The organism is Pseudomonas sp. TH21 (assembly GCF_016651025.1).
GTDB lineage: Bacteria > Pseudomonadota > Gammaproteobacteria > Pseudomonadales > Pseudomonadaceae > Aquipseudomonas > Aquipseudomonas aylmerensis.
The window spans coordinates 864,933-887,491 of sequence record NZ_JAEKEQ010000001.1; the positions used below are offsets into that span (position 1 = coordinate 864,933).

Sequence of the window (22,559 nt, forward strand, 5' to 3'; positions counted from 1 at the left end):
CGGCTCTCACATTGAGCGAGTGTCAACCAGACGAACCGGTTCGTACTGGCTTATCATTAGCCACCTGACGACGCTCACCAAGGTTCTCCCCGGCATGCTGGCAATTTTCCTCACCACCCTCACCATCACCGCGCCGGTGTTTGCCATGCTGTTTCTGGGGGTGTTGCTCAAGCGCGTCAACTGGATCAACGACAACTTTATCCACACGGCCTCGTCCCTGGTGTTCAACGTCACCATGCCGGCGCTGCTGTTTCTTGGCATCCTGCATGCCGACCTGCACTCGGCGCTCAAGCCGGGCCTGCTGATCTATTTCGCTGTCGCCACGCTGTTGAGCTTTGCCCTCGCCTGGGGCTGGGCGATTTTTCGCTGCCCGCGTGAAGACCGTGGCATCTACACCCAGGGCGCGTTTCGCGGCAATAACGGTGTGATCGGCCTGGCGCTGGCCGCCAGCATGTACGGCGACTACGGTATCTCCCTCGGTGCGATTCTCGCGGCGCTGGTGATCCTGTTCTACAACACCCTGTCGACCATCGTGCTGGCGGTGTACAGCCCGGTGATCAAGTCCGACCCGTGGAGCATCTGCAAGAGTGTGGTGGCCAACCCGCTGATCATCAGCGTGATCGCCGCCACGCCGTTCGCGGTGTTCCAGATTGGCCTGCCGGGTTGGCTGGAGTCGTCGGGCCAGTACCTGGCGGACATGACCCTGCCCCTGGCGCTGATCTGCATCGGTGGCACGCTGTCGCTGGCGGCTTTGCGCAAAAGTGGCAGCATGGCGCTGAGTGCGAGTCTGGTGAAGATGATCGGCTTGCCCGTGGTGGCGACGCTGGGGGCATGGTTGCTGGGCTTTCGCGGGCCGGAGTTGGGGATCTTGTTCCTGTACTTCGGCGCGCCAACCGCAGCGGCCAGCTTTGTCATGGCCCGGGCGGCCGAGGGCAATCATGAGCTGGCGGCGGCGATTATCGTGATCACCACGCTGATGGCGGCGGTGACCACCAATATCGGGATTTTCGTGTTGCAGGCGGGGGGTTGGATCTGAAGGTTGCTGGGCTCTTGAGGGCCAATCGCAGGCAAGCCAGCTCCCACAGGAATTGAGGTATGGCTCAGGCACTCGGGCATATGGAGATCAAATGTGGGAGCGGGCTTGCCTGCGAAAGCGGTGGGTCAGGCACCTGATGCATCAACTGACACACCGCCTTCGCGGGCAAGCCCGCTCCCACAGGAATTGAGGTATGGCTCAGGCACCCGGGCATATGGAGATCAAATGTGGGAGCTGGCTTGCCTGCGAAGGCGGTGGGTCAGGCAACGATGCATCAACTGACACGCCGCTTTCGCGAGCAAGCCCGCTCCCACAGGAATTGAGGTATGGCTCAGGCACCCGGGCATATGGAGATCAAATGTGGGAGCTGGCTTGCCTGCGAAGGCGGTGGGTCAGGCACCTGATGCATCAACTGACAAGCCGCCTTCGCGAGCAAGCCCGCTCCCACAGGAATTGAGGTATGGCTCAGGCACCTGGGCATATGGAGATCAAATGTGGGAGCTGGCTTGCCTGCGAAGGCGGTGGGTCAGGCAACGATGCATCAACTGGCAAGCCGCCTTCGCGAGCAAGCCAGCTCCCACAGGAATTGAGGTTTGACTCAGGCACTCGGGCATATGGAGATCAAATGTGGGAGCTGGCTTGCCTGCGAAAGCGGTGGGTCAGGCAACGAGTGCATCAGCTGACAGGCCGCCTTCGCGAGCAAGCCCGCTCCCCCAGGAATTGAGGTATGGCTCAGGCCCCAGGGCATATGGAGATCAAATGTGGGAGCTGGCTTGCCTGCGAAAGCGGTGGGTCAGGCAACGAATGCATCAGCTGACAAGCCGCCTTCGCGGGCAAGCCCGCTCCCACAGGAGTTGAGGTATGGCTCAGGCACTCGGGCATATGGAGATCAAATGTGGGAGCTGGCTTGCCTGCGCAAGCTAGCTCGCCGTCACGGCTGATCGGCCTGATACGCCTCAATCACTTCCTGCGCCGCGCGGAACGCATCGATCGCCGCCGGGACGCCGGCGTACACCGCGCAGTGCAGCAGTGCTTCGCGAATCTCCTCCACGGTACAGCCATTATTCAGCGCGCCACGCACGTGGCCCTTGAGTTCCTGCGGGCACTTGAGCGCGGTCAGGGCGGCGAGGGTGATCAGGCTGCGGGTCTTCAGCGGCAGGCCTTCGCGGTTCCACACGCTGCCCCAGGCATGCTCGTTGACGAAATCCTGCAGCGGTTGGGTGAACTCGGTGGCGTTGCCCAGGGCACGGTCGACGAACACATCGCCCATCACCTGGCGACGCATCTCAACCCCGGGCTTTTTCTGATCGGTCATTGCGAATCCCTCTTGTGTTGGCGGCGCCAGGCTCGCAGCGTGCTGAACAACAGGAAAGCGACCAGCACTGGCAGGACGTAATACAGCATCAGTTGTTCAAGCTTGTTGGCGAGGGGCATGCCGGTGGTGAACGACATCACGTGCAGCCCGTACGCCAGGTACAGGCCCAGCAGCACCAGGCCTTCGGCGCGGGTCACGCGGTAACCGGTGTAGAACACCGGCAGGCACAGCACCACCACACCGAGCATCACCGGCAGGTCGAAATCCAGCGCATTGGGCGACACCGACAGCGGCGAGGGCGCGAGCAGGGCGGTGATCCCCAGCACGCCCAGCAGGTTGAACAGGTTGCTGCCGATCACGTTGCCCACGGCAATTTCCCGCTGCCCCCGCAGGGCGGCGATCAGTGAGGTGGCGAGGCAGGGCAGCGAGGTGCCGACGCCGATCAGCGTGAGGCCGATGATGCGTTCCGAGAGGCCCAGGTCCGCTGCCACATCCACCGCCGCGCCCAGCAGCAAGTGCCCGGCCAGGACCAGCACCAGCAGGCCTGCGAGCATCAGCAGAACGCTGCTGAGCCACGGCGCGCGCGCCACGGTGTCGAGGGTGCGCGGGCGGCGGGAGTGGCGCGTCTGGTAGTGCAGCACGCCCAGGTAGGCGACCAGCGCCAACAGCAACCACAAGCCGTCGACGGGTGTCAGTTCTTCATTGGCCGCCAGGGTGAATACCAGCAGACCGGCGAGGATCATCACCGGGATATCCACGCGCACCAGTTGGCGTGAGACGCGCAGGGGAATAATCAGCGCCGACAGGCCCAGGGTCACGAGGATGTTGAAGATACTGCTGCCGATCACGCTGCCCACGGCGATATCGGTGTTGCCGGCCAGGGTGGCCTGCAGGCTGACGGTCATCTGTGGCGCACTGCTGCCAAAGGCGACGATGCTCAAGCCGATAATCAGCGGCCGCACTTTCAGGCTCGCGGCCAGGCGCACGGCGGCGCGCACCAGGACCTCGGCGCCAACGATCAGCAGCAGCAGGCCGCTGACCAGTTCGAGCAGGCTCCAGGGCGAGAGGGCGGTCAATCCGAAAATGGCCACGGCTGCGCCTTCAGTTGCTCATGGCTTGCACGCGCACGCGCGCAGTGCCACTGCCGAGCATGCCCAGTTGTTCGGCAGCCTTGCGTGAAAGGTCGATCAAGCGCCCACGCGTATGCGGGCCGCGATCGTTGATGCGGACCACGACGGATTTGTCGTTGTCCAGATTAGTCACCTTGACCTGGGTGCCGAAGGGCAGTTGCCGATGGGCCGCGGTCAGGGCGTTCTGGTTGAAGGGTTCACCGCTGGCGGTCTTGTTGCCATGGTGTTTGGCGCCGTAATAGGAGGCGGTGCCGGTTTCGTCGTAGCCGTTGGGGTTGATGATGCCGCTGGCGCAACCGGCCAGTAGGGAGAACAGGGCCAGCAGGCCGAGTAGACGCTTCATGCAAGGAGTCCCATTACAAATGTTGGAGTTGGCTTGCGTGGGAGCTGGCTTGCCTGCGATGGCTTCACCTCGGTGTAACTGATGCTCCGAGGCGCCTGCATCGCGGGCGAGCCCGGCTCCCACAGAAGCCGGGTCCTACACGTGTCAGCCTTCGAGCTTGCTCTTCAGCAATTCGTTCACCTGTTGCGGGTTGGCCTTGCCCTTGGAGGCTTTCATGGCCTGGCCGACAAAGAAGCCGAACATCTTGCCGCGCTTGGCTTCGTCTGCCGCACGGTACTGCTCGACCTGCTCGGCGTTGGCCGCCAGCATTTCATCCAGCACGGCCGAGATCGCGCCGCTGTCGGTGACTTGCTTGAGGCCACGTTTCTCGATGATTTCGTCGGCGCTGCCTTCACCGCTGGCCATCGCTTCGAACACGGTCTTGGCGATTTTGCCGGAGATGGTGTTGTCCTTGATGCGCAGCAGCATGCCGCCCAATTGCTCGGCGGACACCGGCGCTTCGTCGATTTCCAGGCCTTGCTTGTTCAGCAGGCTGCCCAGCTCAACCATCACCCAGTTGGCCGCCAACTTGGCGTCACCGGCGATGCTCACGACTTTCTCGAAGTAGTTGGCTTGTTCACGGCTGGAAGCCAGGACGCTGGCATCGTAGACCGACAGGCCGAACTGCTCCTGGAAGCGCTCGCGTTTCTGCTGTGGCAATTCCGGCAGCGTGGCGCGGATGTCGTTGAGGAACGAATCTTCAAGGACGACCGGCAACAGGTCCGGATCGGGGAAGTAACGGTAGTCGTTGGCTTCCTCCTTGCTGCGCATGGCGCGGGTTTCGTCTTTGTTCGGGTCGTACAGGCGGGTCTGCTGGATGACCTTGCCGCCGTCTTCGATCAGCTCGATCTGGCGACGCACTTCGCTGTTGATCGCCTTCTCGATGAAACGGAACGAGTTGACGTTCTTGATCTCGCAACGGGTGCCGAACTCGACCTGGCCCTTGGGCCGGATCGACACGTTGCAGTCACAGCGCAGCGAACCTTCGGCCATGTTGCCGTCGCAGATGCCCAGGTAGCGCACCAGCGCGTGGATGGTCTTGACGTAGGCCACGGCTTCCTTGGCGCTGCGCATGTCCGGCTCGGACACGATCTCCAGCAACGGCGTGCCGGCGCGGTTCAGGTCGATACCGGTGGCACCCGGGAATTCTTCGTGCAGGCTCTTGCCGGCGTCTTCTTCCAGGTGCGCGCGGGTTACGCCGACACGCTTGATGGTGCCGTCTTCCAGCGGGATGTCCAGGTGGCCCTTGCCGACGATCGGCAATTCCATCTGGCTGATTTGGTAGCCCTTGGGCAGGTCCGGGTAGAAGTAGTTCTTGCGCGCGAACACGTTGTGCTGGCCGATCTCGGCGTCGATCGCCAGGCCGAACATCACCGCCATGCGCACCGCTTCCTGGTTCAGCACCGGCAGGACACCGGGCATGCCCAGGTCGACCAGGCTGGCCTGGGTATTGGGCTCGGAGCCGAACGTGGTGGCGCTACCGGAGAAAATCTTCGATTGGGTGGCGAGCTGGGTATGAATCTCCAGCCCGATCACAACTTCCCATTGCATAGTGTTCTCCTCAGAAGCCGGTAGGGGTGCGGGTGTGCCAGTCGGTGTGCAACTGGTACTGGTGCGCCACATTGAGCAGGCGGCCTTCCTGGAAATACGGGGCGAGCAGTTGCACGCCGACCGGCAGGCCATCGACGAAACCGGCGGGCATGGACAAGCCCGGCAGGCCCGCGAGGTTGGCGGTGATGGTGTACAGGTCTTCCAGGTATTCGGCGATCGGGTCGCCGGTCTTGGCGCCGATCTTCCAGGCCGGGTTGGGCGTGGTTGGGCCGAGGATGACGTCGACTTCTTCAAAGGCCGCCATGAAGTCGTTCTTGATCAGGCGCCGGATTTTTTGCGCCTTGAGGTAGTACGCGTCGTAGTAACCGGCCGACAGCGCGTAGGCACCGACCATGATCCGGCGTTGTACTTCGACACCGAAGCCTTCGCCGCGCGAGCGTTTGTACAGGTCGGTAAGGTCTTTCGGGTTTTCGCAGCGATAGCCAAAACGCACGCCGTCGAAGCGCGACAGGTTGGAGGAGGCTTCAGCGGGCGCGATCACGTAGTACGCAGGAATCGCGTGCTGGTTGTTCGGCAGGCTGATTTCCTTGATCACGGCGCCGAGCTTTTCCAGCTCCTTGACGCTGTTGTGCACCAATTCGGCGATACGCGGGTCGAGGCCGGCGCTGAAGTATTCCTTCGGCACGCCGATGCGCAGGCCCTTGAGCGAGGTATTGAGGCTGGCGCTGTAGTCCGGCACCGGCTCATCGATGCTCGTGGAGTCCTGTTTATCGAAGCCTGCCATGCCTTGTAACAAAATCGCGCAGTCTTCGGCGGTGCGAGCCAGGGGGCCGCCCTGATCGAGGCTGGATGCGTAGGCGATCATGCCCCAGCGGGAAACACGACCGTAGGTCGGTTTCAGGCCGGTGAGGTTGGTGAAGGCCGCCGGCTGGCGGATCGAGCCGCCGGTATCGGTGGCGGTGGCAGCCGGCAGGAAGCGAGCCGCCACGGCCGCAGCCGAACCACCGGACGAACCGCCGGGCACGTGCTCCAGGTTCCACGGGTTTTTCACCGCGCCGTAGTAGCTCGACTCGTTGGCCGAGCCCATGGCGAATTCGTCCATGTTGGTCTTGCCCAGGGTCACGGCCCCGGCGGCAGCCAGCTTGGACACCACGGTGGCGTCGTAGGGCGCCTTGAAGTTGTCGAGCATCTTCGAGCCGCAGCTGGTGCGAATGCCCTGGGTGCAGAACAAGTCCTTGTGGGCGATCGGCGCGCCCAGCAGGGTACCGTTCTCACCGTTGGCGCGACGTGCGTCGGCGGCCTTGGCCTGGCTCAGCGCCAGTTCCTCGGTGAGGCTGATGAAACTGTTGACCTTTGGATCGTGCTCGGCGATGCGCGCCAGCAGGGTCTTGGTCAGCTCTTCGGAAGAAAACTTTTTATCGGCGAGACCGCGGGCGATCTCGGCCAGAGTCATGTGATGCATTGCAGGCTCTTTCCCTTTAGTCGATGACTTTCGGAACCAGGTACAGGCCGTTTTCGACCGCTGGCGCGATGGACTGGTAGGCCTCGCGATTATTACTCTCGGTCACGACGTCTGCGCGCAGGCGCTGGCTGGCTTCCAGCGGGTGAGCCAGGGGCTCGATGCCGTCGGTGTCCACGGCCTGCATTTGGTCAACCAGCCCGAGAATGCTGTTCAGGGCTGCGGTGGTCTGTGGAAGATCGGCTTCATTCAGGCCAAGCGAGGCCAGATGAGCGATTTTTTCCACGTCGGAGCGTTCAAGCGCCATGGGAATCTCCAGTGGAAAACAGAACGGAGGCTGTCCGTGTGTTAGATTGTCGGAACACTACCGCATTTCTACGGTCTTACGGCCGCGATTGTGGGGGTTGGTGCACAGAAAGTCGGCCAATTTAGCACATTGGCGCCTTGCCCAAAATCCCTGTCGTTGTTAGAGTTTGCCGCACTTTTTTACCCACGCGTTGCCTAGGGTCCCTTTCCCATGTTCAAGAAACTGCGTGGCATGTTTTCCAGCGATCTTTCCATTGACCTGGGCACTGCCAACACCCTTATTTACGTGCGCGAGCGCGGTATCGTCCTGAATGAGCCATCGGTTGTGGCCATTCGGACCCATGGTAATCAGAAAAGTGTCGTTGCCGTTGGCACCGAGGCCAAGCGCATGCTCGGCCGTACACCAGGCAATATTGCTGCCATTCGTCCGATGAAAGACGGCGTGATCGCCGACTTCAGTGTCTGCGAGAAGATGCTGCAGTATTTCATCAACAAGGTTCACGAAAACAGTTTCCTGCAGCCCAGCCCTCGTGTGCTGATCTGCGTTCCATGCAAGTCCACCCAGGTGGAGCGTCGTGCCATCCGTGAATCGGCGCTCGGTGCCGGTGCCCGCGAAGTGTTCCTGATCGAAGAGCCAATGGCCGCTGCGATCGGTGCCGGCCTGCCGGTTGAAGAAGCCCGCGGTTCGATGGTGGTGGATATCGGTGGCGGTACCACTGAAATCGCCCTGATCTCCCTGAACGGTGTGGTGTATGCCGAATCCGTACGGGTTGGCGGCGACCGCTTCGACGAAGCGATCATCACCTACGTGCGTCGCAACTACGGCAGCCTGATCGGCGAATCCACCGCCGAGCGCATCAAGCAGGAAATCGGTACCGCTTATCCGGGCGGCGAAGTTCGCGAAGTCGATGTTCGCGGTCGCAACCTGGCCGAAGGCGTTCCACGTGCCTTCACCCTGAACTCCAATGAAGTGCTGGAAGCTCTGCAAGAGTCCCTGGCCACCATCGTTCAGGCTGTGAAGAGCGCCCTGGAGCAATCGCCGCCGGAACTGGCTTCCGACATCGCCGAGCGTGGCCTGGTGCTGACCGGTGGTGGCGCCTTGCTGCGCGACCTCGACAAGCTGCTGGCCCAGGAAACCGGCCTGCCGGTGATCGTTGCCGAAGACCCGCTGACCTGCGTCGCTCGTGGCGGTGGCCGTGCACTGGAAATGATGGATAAACACACCATGGACCTGCTCTCCAGCGAATAAGAGTTTGCTGGTTTGCCCATGTTTCGCCCGCAGGCAGCACTTTGCAGTGCTGCCTGTTGGCGTTTATCTTCTTCAATCTGCATCCAGGCCGGTTAGATGCCGTATGAATAAAGAGAACATTTGCCTGGGAGGAGCGGCTTATTAAACCGCTTTTCGCCAAAGGCCCCTCATTGGGCGTGCGCCTGCTGGTGCTGGTCGTGCTTTCGGTCGCGTTGATGGTGGTCGATGCCCGCTTTGCACTGCTCAAGCCTGTGCGTAGCCAGATGTCGCTGGTGTTGATGCAGACATACTGGATCACCGACCTGCCGCAACGTCTGTACCAGGGCGTGGCCAGCCAATTTGGCAGCCGCACCGAGCTGGTCGCCGAGAACGAAAAACTCAAGACTGAAAACCTGCTGTTGCAGGGGCGCATGCAAAAGCTCGCGGCCCTCACCGAGCAGAACGTTCGGCTGCGCGAGTTGCTCAACTCTTCCGCACTGGTCAACGAAAAGGTCGAAGTGGCCGAGTTGATCGGCATGGACCCCAACCCCTTTACCCACCGCATCATCATCAACAAGGGTGAGCGCGATGGCGTGGTGCTCGGTCAGCCGGTGCTCGATGCGCGTGGCCTGATGGGGCAGGTGGTCGAGTTGATGCCCTACACCTCGCGGGTGCTGTTGCTGACGGACACGACCCACAGCATCCCCGTGCAGGTCAACCGTAACGGCCTGCGCGCGATTGCCAGCGGTACCGGCAACCCGGAACGTCTGGAATTGCGCCACGTCGCCGATACGGCCGACATCAAGGAAGGCGACCTGCTGGTCAGTTCCGGCCTGGGCCAGCGCTTCCCGGCGGGTTACCCGGTGGCGACGGTCAAGGAAGTGATCCACGACTCCGGCCAGCCCTTCGCCATTGTGCGCGCGGTGCCGACTGCCGCCTTGAACCGCAGCCGCTACCTGCTGCTGGTGTTCAGTGACAACCGTACCCCGGAAGAGCGCGCCAACGAAGCTGCCCAGGCCCAGGAAGCGGAAGACAAGAAGAACGGCACCACGCCCATCATTCCTGCGACCGTGCCCAAGCCTGCCGCTGCTGCACCGGTTACGCCCGCGGTGGCCCCAGCTGCAGCACCTGTGGCGACCGCCGTGAAGCCCGCGACGCACACCGCGCACCCGGTTAAACCGGCGGCGACCAAACCCCCTGCGTCAACGCCAGCTGCTGCACCGGCGACCAAGCCGCCCGTGACGGCACCGGCCGCCCGCCCAGCGACCACCGCTCCGGCGACCACACGGCAGAGGGAGGAATAAATGGCCGGTACTCATTCGCGCAATGGCTGGATCGTCTGGCTGACGTTCGCCATCGGCTTGTTGCTCAGTGTTTCGCCACTGCCGCAATTCATGGAAATCCTGCGTCCGCTCTGGCTGGCGTTGTTGCTGGCTTTCTGGTCGCTGAACCTGCCGCACAAAGTCGGCATGGTCACGGCCATGTTTCTGGGCTTGGCGGAAGATGTGCTGTATGGCACCTTGCTGGGCCAGAACGCATTGATCCTGACGCTGATCACTTTCCTGGTGCTGTCGTTGCAGCAACGCCTGCGCATGTTTCCCATGTGGCAGCAATGCCTGGTGATCCTGGTGATCTTCGGCCTGGCGCAGCTGGTGCAACTCTGGCTGAGCGCCCTGACCGGCAATCGCCAGCCAACCCTGGCACTGGTGCTGCCGGCCCTGGTCAGCGCCTTGTTGTGGCCATGGATCAGTTTCGGCCTGCGTGGGTTACGTCGTCGCTATAAAATCAATTGAATGGATTGCGAGGCTCTGCCTGGTTATCGAACTCTACAGGGAGAGTCTGCAATGAATTCGCTTTACCTGGCCTCGGGCTCCCCGCGGCGGCGTGAACTGCTGACCCAGATCGGTGTGCCTTTCACCGTGGTCGGCGCCGCCATTGATGAAACCCCTCTTACCAACGAAACCGCCGTTGCCTACGTCGAGCGTCTTGCTCGCGGCAAGGCAGCGGCGGGTTTTGCTGCGCTTGAACACACCGCCGACGCTTGTGTGCTGGGCGCCGACACCGCCGTGATTGTGGACGGCAAGATCCTCGGCAAGCCGGTAGACCAGGCCGACGCGCTGGCGATGCTGATGGCCCTGGCGGGGCGTGAGCATGAAGTGCTGACCGCCATTGCCCTGACTGACGGCCAGCGCTGCGAAACCCACTGTGTAAGCAGTCGCGTACGGTTTCGCGGGATTTCTGTCGAAGAGGCTACAACCTACTGGCACAGTGGCGAACCCCAGGACAAAGCGGGCGGCTATGCTATCCAGGGCCTGGGTTCGGTGTTCGTTGCCGGTCTCAATGGCAGTTATTCCGCCGTGGTGGGCCTGCCGGTGTGCGAAACCGCGCAACTGCTCGCCGAATTCGGCATACCCTGTTGGCAACACCTTACCGCGCGCTGAACGCCTTTAATTGCGCGCCCAGCCTTAAGCGATCGGTCACTATTGTGAAAATGCCTGAACGAGACCCAGCCATGAGTGAAGAGATTCTGATCAATATCACGCCGATGGAATCGCGCGTGGCGGTGGTAGAGAACGGTGTTCTGCAAGAAGTGCACGTCGAGCGCACCCAGAAGCGCGGGATCGTCGGCAATATCTACAAAGGCAAGGTGGTGCGAGTACTGCCGGGGATGCAGGCCGCATTCGTCGACATCGGCCTGGACCGTGCTGCGTTTATCCACGCCTCGGAAATTTCCCTGCGCGAGGGCCCGGCAGTCGAAAGCATCAGCGCCCTGGTGCACGAAGGGCAGAGCCTGGTGGTGCAAGTCACCAAGGACCCCATCGGCTCCAAGGGCGCACGGCTGACAACCCAGCTGTCGATCCCGTCGCGCTACCTGGTGTACATGCCGCGTACCGCGCATGTCGGCATTTCCCTGAAGATCGAAGACGAAGCCGAGCGCGAGCGCCTGAAAAAGGTGGTCAGCGACTGTGTGGCGGCCGAAGGTATCAAGGAGGCCGGCGGTTTTATCCTGCGCACGGCTGCCGAAGGCGCCGGTGCCGATGAAATCCTCATGGATATCCGCTACCTGCGGCGCCTGTGGGACCAGATCGGCGCGCAGATCAAGACCATCGGTGCGCCCAGCGTTATCTACGAAGACCTCGGTCTGGCCCTGCGGACCTTGCGCGACCTGGTCAGCCCGAAGATCGAGAAGATTCGCATCGACTCGCGGGAAACCTTCCAGCGAACCACGCAATTTGTTGCCGAATTGATGCCGGAAATTGCCGACCGCCTGGAGCATTACCCGGGCGAGCGGCCGATCTTCGACCTGTATGGCGTCGAAGACGAAATCCAGAAAGCCCTGGAACGCAAGGTCCCGCTCAAGTCGGGCGGCTACCTGGTGGTGGACCCGGCGGAAGCCATGACCACCATCGACGTCAACACCGGGGCGTTTGTCGGTCACCGCAACCTCGAAGAAACCATCTTCAAGACCAACCTCGAAGCGGCCACCGCGATTGCCCGTCAACTGCGCCTGCGCAATCTGGGCGGCATCATCATCATCGACTTCATCGACATGGAAGACGAAGAGCACCAGCGCCAGGTGTTGCGCACCCTGGAGAAACAGCTGGAACGCGATCACGCCAAGACCAACATCATCGGCATTACCGAGCTGGGCCTGGTGCAGATGACCCGCAAACGCACGCGCGAAAGCCTGGAGCAAGTGCTGTGCGAGCCTTGCAGCAGCTGCCAGGGGCGCGGCAAGTTGAAGACCCCGGAAACGGTTTGCTACGAGATTTTCCGCGAAATCCTACGGGAGGCGCGTGCCTACCAGGCCGAAGGCTATAGAGTGCTCGCCAACCAGAAAGTGGTCGACCGGTTGCTCGACGAGGAGTCCGGCAACGTGGCAGAACTGGAAGGTTTTATCGGGCGCACGATCCGCTTCCAGGTTGAAACCATGTATTCCCAGGAACAATACGACGTGGTGCTGCTCTGATCCCCAATCGTTTTCTTTTTACGAGACCTGCAGACCTTGATCTGCTGTCCGTCTACTGCCTTGAGGGTCGCCTGACATGGAGCGTCTGATACGCTTTTTTGCCGCTTTGACCCGTTGGGGCCTGGGCCTGTGCGCTTTGCTGCTGGTGTTGGCGGCGGTGTACGTGAGCCTGGGTCGTGAATTGACCCCGCTGGTGGCTGAATACCGCGCAGAAATTGAAGCCAAGGCCCAGGCTGCGGTGGACATGCCGCTGCAGATCGGCAGCCTCGAAGGGCGTTGGAGCGGTTTTGCGCCGGTGCTGCTGGCCCATGACGTGATGGTCGGCGAGGGCAGCAGTGCCTTGCGCCTGGACCAGGTCGAAGTGGTGCCGGACCTCTGGGCCAGCCTGATGGCGCGCGAAGTGCGTATTGCCCATCTGGAAGTCAGTGGTCTGCAATTGAGCGTCAAGGAAGACAAGGACGGCCATTGGGCCTTGCAAGGCTTGCCGGTGCAGGATGACCAGCCATTGGACCCGGAGCAGGTGCTCACGCGCATGCAAAGGGTCAAGCGCGTGTCTTTGCTCGACAGCCAGGTCACGTTGCAGCCGTACGGCCAGGCACCGCTGACCCTGACGTACGTGGGCCTGAGCCTGCACACGGGGGCCACACGCCAGCGCCTGGATGCCCGCCTGACACTGCCCGACGGCCAGCCGCTGGCCCTGAGCCTGCGCAGTCGCATTCGCGCGAGCCAGTGGAAAGACGGTGCCGTCGATGCCTACCTGAGCCTGCCGCAAAGCGACTGGGCCAAGTGGCTTCCGGCCCGGCTGACCCAGCAGTGGAAACTCACCCAATTCAAGGCCGGCGGCGAATTCTGGTTGAGCTGGGGCCAGCGCACCGTGCAGAGCGCGGTGGTGCGTCTTAATTCGCCACAGGTGAAGGGCAGCTACGCCGACCGCAAGCCCGTGCATATCGAAAACCTTGCGCTGACAGCGTACGTGCAACGCAGCGAGAGCGGTCTCAAGGTGTTGTTCGACTCGCTGGCCATGAACCTGGGGGACACCCGTTGGGAGTCGCGCCTGCAGCTGCAGCAAAGCCTGCCAACCGACACGGCGCAGGAGGTCTGGAAGCTGCAGGCTGACCGCCTGGACCTCACGCCGATCACCCCACTGTTGAATGCCCTGGCGCCGCTGCCCGAAGGCTTCGCCAAGACTATCGAACACCTCAAGGCCACCGGCTTGCTGCGTAATGTGCTGGTGGATTTCCGTCCCCAGGACAGCACCGACCAGAAGGTCAGCTTCGCCGCCAATCTCGAACGTGTGGGTTTTGATGCGTACTTCGGCGCGCCGGCTGCGCGCAACGTGTCCGGCAGCATCAGCGGTGACTTGGGCCATGGCGAGCTGCGCATGGACAGCAAGGACTTTTCCCTGCACCTCGACCCGATTTTCGCCAAGCCCTGGCAGTACCTCCAGGCCAATGCACGCCTGACCTGGAAACTCGACAAGCAGGGTTTCACCCTGATCGCCCCGTATATCAAGGTGCTGGGTGAGGAGGGCAAGATCGCGGCGGATTTCCTGATTCGCCTGCATTTCGACCATACCCAGGAAGACTACATGGACCTGCGGGTCGGCATGGTCGACGGCGATGGGCGTTTCACCCCCAAGTATTTGCCCGCGGTGCTGAGCCCGGCCCTGGATGAATGGCTGCGCACGGCGATTCTCAAGGGCGCGGTCGACCAGGGTTTCTTCCAGTACCAGGGCTCGCTGAACCACGACGCATTGCCGGCTTCACGCAACATCAGCCTGTTCTTCAAGGTGCACGATGCCGAGCTGGCGTTCCAGCCTGGCTGGCCGCATGTGAGCAAGGTCAAGGGCGAAGTGTTCGTCGAAGAGAGCGGGGTGCGCATCCTGGCCAGCAAGGGCCAACTGCTCGACACCAAGGTCAAGGACGTCTACGTCAATATTCCGCACGCGCCTGAGGGCAAGGACAGCCACCTGTTGCTCACCGGCGAATTTGCCGGCGGGCTTGGCGATGGCCTGAAGATCCTGCAGGAAGCTCCGATCGGTACGGCATCGACCTTTGCCGGCTGGAAAGGCGAGGGCGACCTGAAAGGCAAGCTCGACCTGGATATTCCATTGGCCAAGGGCACCGAGCCCAAGATCGTGGTGGATTTCCAGACCGACAAGGCGCGCCTGCAATTGGCTGAGCCGACCCTGGACCTGACCCAGCTCAAGGGCGATTTCCGTTTTGACAGTGCCAGGGGCCTGAGCGGCCAGAGCATCACGGCCCAGGCGTTTGACCGGCCGATCACCGCGCAGATTTTCGCCGATGGCAAGCCGGGTAGTATCAGCACCCGTGTGACGGCCAAGGGGCAGGTCACGGTCAAGCGGCTGACCGATTGGCTGAAAATCAGCCAGCCATTGCCGGTATCCGGGGATATCCCGTACCAGCTGCAGGTCAACCTGGACGGCGCCGACAGCCAGTTGATGGTCAGTTCCAACCTCAAGGGCGTGGCGGTGGACCTGCCGGCCCCGTTCGGCATGCCGGCCAGCCAGGGCCGCGACAGCACGTTCCGCATGACCTTGCAGGGTGCCGAGCGGCGCTACTGGTTTGACTATGGCGAGTTGGCGAACTTTACCTTTGCCGCGCCGCCGGACAAATTCAACGACGGGCGCGGCGAGTTGTTCCTCGGCGATGGCGATGCGGTGCTGCCCGCAGGCAAGGGCCTGCGGATTCGCGGTGTGCTCTCCGAGTTGGATATCGACCCGTGGAAAAAACTGGTCGACCGCTATGCGGGCAAGGACCCGGGCGGCAGCGCCAAGCAATTGCTCAGCGGCGCAGACTTCAAGGTGGGCAAACTGACCGGCTTTGGCACCCAGTTTGATCAGGTCAGCCTGCAACTGGACCGCAAGCCTGCCGCCTGGGGCCTGCAGCTCGACAGCCAGCAAGCCAAAGGCACGGTGAACCTGCCGGACGCCAAGGGCGCACCGATTGCGGTCAACCTGCAATACGTGAAACTGCCGGCGGTGGACCCGACAGTGCAGGCCGACGAGAACGCCCCGGACCCATTGGCCGACGTCGACCCCAAGGACATTCCGGCCCTGGATATCGCGATTGATCAACTGTTCCAAGGGCCCGACCTTGTCGGGGCGTGGTCACTGAAAATTCGTCCGACCGCCAAGGGCCTGGCCTTCAACAACCTGGACCTGGGGCTCAAGGGCATGCAGCTCAAGGGCGCCGGTGGCTGGGAAGGTGCGCCGGGAGCCAGCGGCAGTTGGTACAAGGGCCGCCTGGATGGCAAGAACATCGGCGATGTGCTCAAGGGCTGGGGCTACGCGCCGACGGTCACCAGCAAGGACTTCCACCTGGATGTGGACGGTCGCTGGCCCGGCTCGCCGGCTTATGTCGGGCCGAAGCGTTTCTCCGGCAGCCTTGACGCGGCTTTCCGCAGCGGCCAGTTCGTTGAAGTGGAAGGCGGCGCCCAGGCGCTGCGGGTGTTCGGCCTGCTTAACTTCAACTCCATCGGCCGCCGTTTGCGCCTGGACTTTTCCGACCTGCTCGGCAAAGGCCTGAGCTATGACCGGGTCAAAGGCTTGTTGGCCGCCAGCAATGGCGTGTTCGTGACCCGTGAGCCCATCACCATGACCGGGCCGTCGACCAACCTGGAGCTCAACGGCACCCTGGACCTGGTGGCCGATCGGGTCGACGCCAAGTTGCTGGTGACCCTGCCCGTCACCAATAACCTGCCGATTGCTGCGCTGATCGTGGGGGCGCCGGCCATTGGCGGCGCGTTGTTCCTGATCGACAAGCTGATCGGCGACCGTGTGGCGCGCTTTGCCAGCGTGCAATACAAGGTGGAAGGCCCGTGGAAGGATCCAAAAATCACCTTCGACAAGCCATTTGAAAAACCAAACTGAGAGCCTGTGGAGTAGCATGGCCGCATGCCTTCTATGGAGTAGCGGCCCATGTCCTTTGCGGTAATTCAAATGGTCAGCCAGAGTGATGTGCTGGCCAATCTCGCCCAGGCCCGGCGTTTGCTGGAGCAAGCGGCGGCAGGCGGTGCGAAGCTGGCGGTACTGCCGGAAAACTTTGCCGCCATGGGCCGCCGCGACGTGGCCGCTATCGGTCGCGCCGAGGCATTGGGTGAAGGCCCGATCCTGCCATGGTTGAAACAGACCGCCCGCGACCTCACCTTATGGATAGTGGCCGGCACTGTACCGTTGCCGCCCAGGGACCATCCGGATGCCAAGGTCAATGCCTGCTCGCTGCTGATCGATGATCAGGGCGAGATCGTTGCCCGCTACGACAAGTTGCACCTGTTCGATGTGGATGTGGCGGATGCCCGGGGTCGTTATCGCGAATCCGACGACTATGCTTTCGGTGGCAACGTGGTGGTGGCGGATACGCCGGTGGGCCGGTTGGGCCTGACTGTGTGCTACGACCTGCGCTTCCCGGAGTTGTACAGCGAGTTGCGTGCGGCGGGGGCTGAATTGATTACGGCGCCCTCGGCCTTCACCGCAGTGACCGGCGCCGCGCACTGGGACGTGCTGATTCGCGCACGCGCCATCGAGACCCAGTGCTACTTGCTGGCGGCAGCCCAGGGGGGCGTGCATCCGGGCCCTCGGGAAACTTACGGCCACGCGGCGATCGTCGACCCGTGGGGGCGTGTGCTGACACAACAGGATCAAGGCGAAGCGGTGTTGCTGGCCGCACGCGACAGCAGTGAACAGGCGTCGATACGGGCGCGCATGCCGGTGGTCAACCATCGGCGCTTTTTCTCGCAGGGCGCGCAGCGACCTGCTTCAGAACGATGAATTTAAGGCCAAACCTATGAGCGAGTTGTTGTCCTCAGTCAGTGAACACCTCCTGGCACCCGGTGGCGTGACCATCGAAAGTCTGCAAACCGTGCTCGGCGATCTGGCCGGACCCGGCATCGACGCCGCCGACCTGTATTTCCAGGGGCAGATTTCCGAGTCCTGGGCGCTGGAAGATGGCATCGTCAAGGAAGGCAGTTTCAACCTCGACCAAGGCGTGGGCGTGCGTGCGCAGTCCGGTGAGAAAACCGGCTTCGCCTACAGCAACGCAATCACCCTGGAGGCCCTCGGCCTGGCTGCGCGTGCTGCGCGTTCGATTTCCCGCGCCGGCCAGAACGGCACGGTGCAGGCGTTCAGCACCCAGGATGTGGCGCAATTGTATGCGCCGGATAACCCCCTGGAAGTGATCAGCCGCGCGGAAAAAGTCGATTTGCTCAAGCGTATCGATGCGGCCACCCGCGCCCTCGACCCGCGTATCCAGCAAGTCACCGTGAGCATGGCCGGTGTGTGGGAGCGCATCCTGGTGGCCTCCACCGACGGCGGCCTGGCGGCGGATGTGCGCCCGCTGGTGCGGTTCAATGTCAGTGTGATCGTCGAGCAGAACGGCCGTCGCGAGCGCGGCGGCCATGGCGGCGGCGGGCGTACCGACTATCGATATTTCCTCACCGATGACCGCGCCATGGGGTATGCCCGTGAGGCGCTGCGCCAGGCGCTGGTTAATCTGGAGGCGATTCCGGCGCCGGCCGGCACGTTGCCGGTGGTGCTGGGGTCGGGCTGGTCCGGTGTGTTGCTGCACGAAGCGGTCGGCCATGGCCTGGAAGGCGACTTCAACCGCAAGGGCAGCTCCGCCTACAGCGGGCGCATGGGCGAGATGGTCGCGTCCAAGCTGTGCACGATCGTCGATGACGGCACCCTGGCCGGTCGCCGTGGCTCGCTGAGTGTCGACGACGAAGGCACTCCGACCGAGTGCACCACCCTGATCGAAAACGGCGTGCTCAAGGGCTACATGCAAGACAAGCTCAACGCCCGCCTGATGGGCGTGGCGCGCACCGGTAACGGCCGTCGCGAGTCCTATGCGCACCTGCCAATGCCGCGCATGACCAACACCTACATGCTCGGTGGCGAAAGCGATCCGGCGGAAATCATCGCCTCGGTGAAACGCGGTATCTACTGCGCCAACCTCGGTGGCGGCCAGGTGGATATCACCAGTGGCAAGTTCGTGTTCTCCACCAGCGAGGCGTACCTGATCGAAGACGGCAAGATTACCGCGCCGGTCAAGGGGGCAACGTTGATTGGCAACGGCCCGGAAGCCATGAGCAAGGTGTCGATGGTCGGCAACGACCTGGCGCTGGACAGCGGCGTGGGCACGTGCGGGAAAGATGGGCAGTCGGTGCCGGTGGGTGTCGGCCAGCCAACGCTGAAGATTGATGCGATCACCGTGGGTGGCACGGGGTCGTAAGCCGTGGAGCGCCGGGTGGCGAAGGTCGCCACCCGGGGAAGAGGATCAACGCAGGCCGCGTTGAGTCTCGTCCAGCTCACGGATGTACTTGAAGATTTTACGGCTGGTGGCCGGAGCCTTGTTTTGCGCCAGTTCGTGCTGGGCCTGACGAATCAGGGAGCGCAGTTGCTGGCGGTCCGCGTCCGGATAATCCACTACAAATTTCTCCAGTACTGCGTCATCGCCCGAGATCAGGCGGTCACGCCAACGTTCCAGGTTATGGAAACGTTCGTTGTACTGGCGAGTGGAGGCATCGAGTTGATCGAGCAAGGTCAGAATGGCGTCAGTGTCCTGGTCGCGCATCAGTTTGCCGATAAACGAGATGTGCCGTTTACGCGCGATATTCGCGGTGTGCTTGGGCGCATCCGCCAGGGCCCGGCGCATTTCGTCGGTCAGTGGCAGTTTTGCAATCAAGTCCGGCTTGAGCGTTGTAAGGCGCTCGCCGAGGTCAACCAGAGCATGCAGCTCACGTTTGACCTGGGATTTGCTTTTCTCCCCATCGAGGGAGTCGTCGTAAGAATCAACCATGGTGGCAGTCCGCAAAGAAACGCCGCCATGATAACCAGTCGGGGGCCGCTTGTCCGGCCCGGTCGCTCGATGGCCTTAACCGAAAGCAGAATTTGAGTGGAGAAAACCATGAGTGCAGCCCAAAGCGTCGGTCCGCAAGCGTTACCGGCACTGCAGGAACAAGTCGAGCAGATCCTTGCCGAGGCCAAGCGCCAGGGGGCCAGCGCCTGTGAAGTTGCGGTGTCGCTGGAGCAGGGGCTGTCGACGTCGGTACGCCAGCGGGAAGTCGAAACCGTCGAATTCAACCGTGACCAGGGCTTTGGCATCACCTTGTACGTGGGCCAGCGCAAGGGTTCGGCCAGCACTTCGGCGAGTGGCCCGGAGGCGATTCGCGAAACCGTGGCCGCCGCCTTGGCAATCGCCAAGCACACCTCCGAGGATGAAAGCTCGGGCCTGGCCGATAAAGCGCTGATGGCCAAGGACCTGAAGGACTTCGATCTGTTCCATGCCTGGGACATCACCCCCGAGCAAGCCATCGAGCAGGCACTGACCTGCGAAGCGGCGGCGTTCGACGCTGATGCCCGCATCAAGAACGCTGATGGCACCACGTTGAGCACCCATCAGGGCTGCCGCGTGTATGGCAACAGCCATGGTTTTATCGGCGGTTATGCATCCACTCGACACAGCTTGAGCTGCGTGATGATCGCCGAGGCCAATGGCCAGATGCAGCGTGACTACTGGTACGACGTGAACCGCCAGGGCGATTTGTTGGCGGACCCTGCCAGTATTGGCCAGCGCGCTGCACAACGTGCCGCGAGCCGCCTGGGCGCGCGCCCGGTGCCGACGTGCGAAGTGCCAGTGCTGTTTTCCGCGGAGTTGGCCGGCGGCTTGTTCGGCAGTTTCCTGGGGGCGATTTCCGGTGGCAACCTGTACCGTAAATCATCGTTCCTGGAAGGTGCGATCGGCCAGCAGCTGTTTCCGGAGTGGCTGACCATCGACGAACGTCCGCACCTGATGCGGGCCATGGGCAGTTCGGCGTTCGACGGCGATGGCCTGGCGACTTATGCCAAGCCGTTCGTCGAGAAAGGTGAATTGGTGTCCTACGTGTTGGGCACCTACTCGGGCCGCAAGCTCGGCCTGCCGAGCACTGCAAACTCCGGTGGCGTACACAACCTGTTTGTCACCCACGGCGACGAAGACCAAGCGGCGTTGTTGCGGCGCATGGGCCGTGGCCTGCTGGTGACCGAGTTAATGGGCCAGGGCCTGAACATGGTCACTGGGGATTATTCGCGCGGTGCGGCGGGGTTCTGGGTTGAAAACGGCGAGATTCAATTTGCCGTCCAGGAAGTCACCATTGCCGGCAATATGCGCGACATGTTCAAGCAGATCGTTGCGGTCGGCAATGACCTGGAACTGCGCAGCAACATTCGCACGGGTTCGGTATTGATCGAACGGATGACCGTCGCCGGCAGCTGACCGTAGCGAGGTTCAACCAAAGCGCGTTATCCCACGGATAGCGCGCTTTTTTTATGCCTGCCTGACAGGTGGATTACTCCGCCGCCATTGCGTTGATTCTCAATATCATTTAATAATAAATATCATTACCGAATGAGTGTCGATCATGAGTTCTGTCCTGCATGAGGATCCGTACCTGGAGAGCTGGCGCTGGATGAGTCGTCAGATTCGCTGTGGCCTGGATCCGAATGAACCTCGCCTGATCGAACATTACCTCAATGAAGGGCGATACCTGGCGTGTTGCACGGCCACCCATCCGTGGACGATCGCTGAAACGTCATTCCGGCTGCTGATCGACACCGCCAGCGATATCGCCTTGCCCTGGCACTGGCGATCCCTGTGCCTGGACCAGGCCTGGCGCCCGCTGCGCGACCTGGAAAAACTCTCCCGCTGTGCCTGCCGCCTCAAGCGCTGGCAGACCTTTGCCTGGCAATTGGCGACCTGCGAATTGCTGCCGTCTATTTCTCACTCCGACCTGGTGCAAGGATCTAACGATGAGTAACACCCGTATCGAACGCGACAGCATGGGCGAACTGCAGGTACCGGCCGAGGCCTTGTACGGTGCGCAAACCCAGCGCGCGGTGAACAACTTTCCGATCAGCCATCAGCGTATGCCGGCGCAGTTCATCCGCGCCCTGATCCTGGCCAAGACGGCGGCCGCCAAGGTCAACGTCGACCTCAAGCAAATCAGCGAAGGACAGGGCAAAGCCATCGTCGATGCCGCCCAGGGCTTGCTCGAAGGCGATTTCATGCAGCACTTCCCGGTGGACATCTTCCAGACCGGTTCCGGCACCAGCTCCAACATGAACGCCAACGAAGTGATCGCGACCCTCGCCAGCCGTTTGCTCGGCGAAGCGGTCAATCCCAATGATCACGTCAACTGCGGGCAAAGCAGCAACGACATCATCCCGACCACGATCCACGTCAGCGCCGCGCTGGTGCTGCACGAGCAAACATTGCCGGCACTGCTGCACCTGGTACAGGTGATCGAGCAGAAGGCCGAAGAAGTCCATCCGTTCATCAAGACCGGCCGTACTCACCTGATGGACGCCATGCCCGTGCGCATGAGCCAGGTGCTCAATGGTTGGGCGCAGCAGCTCAAGGCCAATATCGGTCATTTGCAGGACCTGCTGCCCAGCCTGCAGGCCCTGGCCCAGGGTGGTACGGCGGTGGGCACGGGGATCAATGCGCACCCGGAATTTGCTGCACGCTTCAGCCAGCAACTGAGCAGCCTGACCGGCGTGAAGTTCACCCCGGGCAAGAACCTGTTCGCGTTGATTGGCTCCCAGGACACCGCCGTCGCCGTCTCGGGCCAGTTGAAAGCCGTTGCCGTCTCGCTGATGAAAATCGCCAATGACCTGCGCTGGATGAACTCCGGCCCGCTCGCCGGCCTCGGTGAAATCGAACTGGAGGGCCTGCAGCCTGGGTCGTCGATCATGCCCGGCAAGGTCAATCCGGTGATCCCGGAAGCGACTGCGATGGTCGCCGCGCAGGTGATCGGCAACGACAGTGTGATCACCATCGCCGGCCAGTCGGGCAATTTCGAGCTGAATGTGATGTTGCCGATCATCGCGCAGAACCTGCTCGGCAGCCTGGAACTGCTGGCCAATTCCAGTCGCCTGTTGGCGGACAAGGCCATCGCCAGCTTCAAGGTCAACGAGGCCAAGCTCAAGGAAGCGCTCTCGCGCAACCCGATCCTGGTCACCGCACTCAACCCGATCATTGGTTACCAAAAGGCCGCTGAAATCGCCAAGAAGGCCTATCAGCAAGGCCGCCCGGTGATTGATGTCGCCCTCGAGCACACCGACTTGCCGCGCAGCCAACTGGAGGTCCTGCTGGACCCGGAAAAGCTCACGGCCGGCGGCGTGTAATC

General features: G+C 62.2%; 19 protein-coding genes. 12 read left to right on the forward strand and 7 right to left on the reverse strand.

Features of this window, described 5'->3' with window-relative positions:
• The first annotated feature begins 94 nt into the window (after nt 1-94).
• Entirely contained in the window at nt 95-1,036 is a 942-nt protein-coding gene (locus JFU04_RS03755; RefSeq protein ID WP_021491890.1) for an AEC family transporter, read from the forward strand.
• Nucleotides 1,037-1,967: 931 nt separating this feature from the next.
• Here the strand turns inward: JFU04_RS03755 and JFU04_RS03760 are convergent.
• The 6 genes from JFU04_RS03760 to gatC form a co-directional block, all read right to left on the reverse strand.
• A complete protein-coding gene (locus JFU04_RS03760; protein ID WP_065900684.1) occupies nt 1,968-2,351 on the reverse strand; it encodes a carboxymuconolactone decarboxylase family protein in 384 nt (127 codons plus the stop codon).
• A complete protein-coding gene (locus JFU04_RS03765; protein WP_177343924.1) occupies nt 2,348-3,394 on the reverse strand; it encodes a calcium/sodium antiporter in 1,047 nt (348 codons plus the stop codon). The genes JFU04_RS03760 and JFU04_RS03765 overlap by 4 nt, the downstream gene beginning before the upstream one ends.
• Nucleotides 3,395-3,452: 58 nt before the next feature.
• Nucleotides 3,453-3,824, reverse strand: coding sequence for a septal ring lytic transglycosylase RlpA family protein (locus JFU04_RS03770; RefSeq protein ID WP_106805152.1), 372 nt, complete (start codon nt 3,822-3,824; stop codon nt 3,453-3,455).
• A 144-nt stretch (nt 3,825-3,968) separates the two neighbouring features.
• Complete coding sequence (gene gatB / locus JFU04_RS03775) at nt 3,969-5,414, reverse strand: Asp-tRNA(Asn)/Glu-tRNA(Gln) amidotransferase subunit GatB (RefSeq protein WP_106805151.1); 1,446 nt, start codon at nt 5,412-5,414, stop codon at nt 3,969-3,971.
• A gap of 10 nt (nt 5,415-5,424) precedes the next feature.
• Nucleotides 5,425-6,876, reverse strand: coding sequence for an Asp-tRNA(Asn)/Glu-tRNA(Gln) amidotransferase subunit GatA (gatA, locus tag JFU04_RS03780; RefSeq protein WP_201143536.1), 1,452 nt, complete (start codon nt 6,874-6,876; stop codon nt 5,425-5,427).
• A gap of 16 nt (nt 6,877-6,892) precedes the next feature.
• Entirely contained in the window at nt 6,893-7,180 is a 288-nt protein-coding gene (gene gatC, locus JFU04_RS03785) for an Asp-tRNA(Asn)/Glu-tRNA(Gln) amidotransferase subunit GatC (RefSeq protein WP_065900690.1), read from the reverse strand.
• Nucleotides 7,181-7,390: 210 nt separating this feature from the next.
• On the opposite strand from gatC, the gene mreB reads away from it, so the two are divergent.
• From mreB to tldD, 8 genes are all read left to right on the forward strand, one after another.
• Entirely contained in the window at nt 7,391-8,428 is a 1,038-nt protein-coding gene (gene mreB, locus JFU04_RS03790) for a rod shape-determining protein MreB (RefSeq protein ID WP_002555108.1), read from the forward strand.
• Nucleotides 8,429-8,568: 140 nt separating this feature from the next.
• Nucleotides 8,569-9,711 (forward strand): rod shape-determining protein MreC, encoded by a 1,143-nt coding sequence (mreC, locus tag JFU04_RS03795; protein ID WP_201146303.1) that lies wholly within the window; start codon nt 8,569-8,571, stop codon nt 9,709-9,711.
• Nucleotides 9,712-10,200: a rod shape-determining protein MreD gene (gene mreD, locus JFU04_RS03800; RefSeq protein WP_003171788.1), complete on the forward strand. Its 489-nt coding sequence runs from the start codon at nt 9,712-9,714 to the stop codon at nt 10,198-10,200.
• A 51-nt stretch (nt 10,201-10,251) separates the two neighbouring features.
• Nucleotides 10,252-10,848, forward strand: a complete 597-nt coding sequence (locus tag JFU04_RS03805; protein ID WP_201143537.1) for a Maf family protein — start codon at nt 10,252-10,254, stop codon at nt 10,846-10,848.
• Between the two features lie 71 nt (nt 10,849-10,919).
• Nucleotides 10,920-12,377 (forward strand): ribonuclease G, encoded by a 1,458-nt coding sequence (gene rng / locus JFU04_RS03810; protein ID WP_010213134.1) that lies wholly within the window; start codon nt 10,920-10,922, stop codon nt 12,375-12,377.
• 76 nt (nt 12,378-12,453) lie between these two features.
• Nucleotides 12,454-16,269 (forward strand): YhdP family protein, encoded by a 3,816-nt coding sequence (locus JFU04_RS03815; RefSeq protein ID WP_201143538.1) that lies wholly within the window; start codon nt 12,454-12,456, stop codon nt 16,267-16,269.
• Between the two features lie 48 nt (nt 16,270-16,317).
• Nucleotides 16,318-17,166 (forward strand): carbon-nitrogen hydrolase family protein, encoded by an 849-nt coding sequence (locus JFU04_RS03820; RefSeq protein WP_106805147.1) that lies wholly within the window; start codon nt 16,318-16,320, stop codon nt 17,164-17,166.
• 16 nt (nt 17,167-17,182) lie between these two features.
• On the forward strand, nt 17,183-18,625 hold the full coding sequence (gene tldD, locus JFU04_RS03825) for a metalloprotease TldD (protein WP_065900701.1): 1,443 nt from the start codon (nt 17,183-17,185) through the stop codon (nt 18,623-18,625).
• A gap of 45 nt (nt 18,626-18,670) precedes the next feature.
• On the opposite strand, the gene yjgA is transcribed toward tldD, so the two are convergent.
• A complete protein-coding gene (gene yjgA, locus JFU04_RS03830; RefSeq protein WP_065900703.1) occupies nt 18,671-19,192 on the reverse strand; it encodes a ribosome biogenesis factor YjgA in 522 nt (173 codons plus the stop codon).
• A gap of 108 nt (nt 19,193-19,300) precedes the next feature.
• Between yjgA and pmbA the strand changes: the two genes are divergently transcribed.
• The 3 genes from pmbA (at nt 19,301) to JFU04_RS03845 (ending at nt 22,557) form a co-directional block, all read left to right on the forward strand.
• The gene (pmbA, locus tag JFU04_RS03835; RefSeq protein ID WP_065900704.1) at nt 19,301-20,647 is read left to right on the forward strand and encodes a metalloprotease PmbA; all 1,347 of its coding nucleotides are present in this window, start codon (nt 19,301-19,303) and stop codon (nt 20,645-20,647) included.
• Between the two features lie 145 nt (nt 20,648-20,792).
• Complete coding sequence (locus JFU04_RS03840; RefSeq protein WP_065900706.1) at nt 20,793-21,188, forward strand: FagA protein; 396 nt, start codon at nt 20,793-20,795, stop codon at nt 21,186-21,188.
• Nucleotides 21,181-22,557, forward strand: a complete 1,377-nt coding sequence (locus tag JFU04_RS03845; protein ID WP_106805146.1) for a class II fumarate hydratase — start codon at nt 21,181-21,183, stop codon at nt 22,555-22,557. The genes JFU04_RS03840 and JFU04_RS03845 overlap by 8 nt, the downstream gene beginning before the upstream one ends.
• Nucleotides 22,558-22,559: the final 2 nt, after the last annotated feature.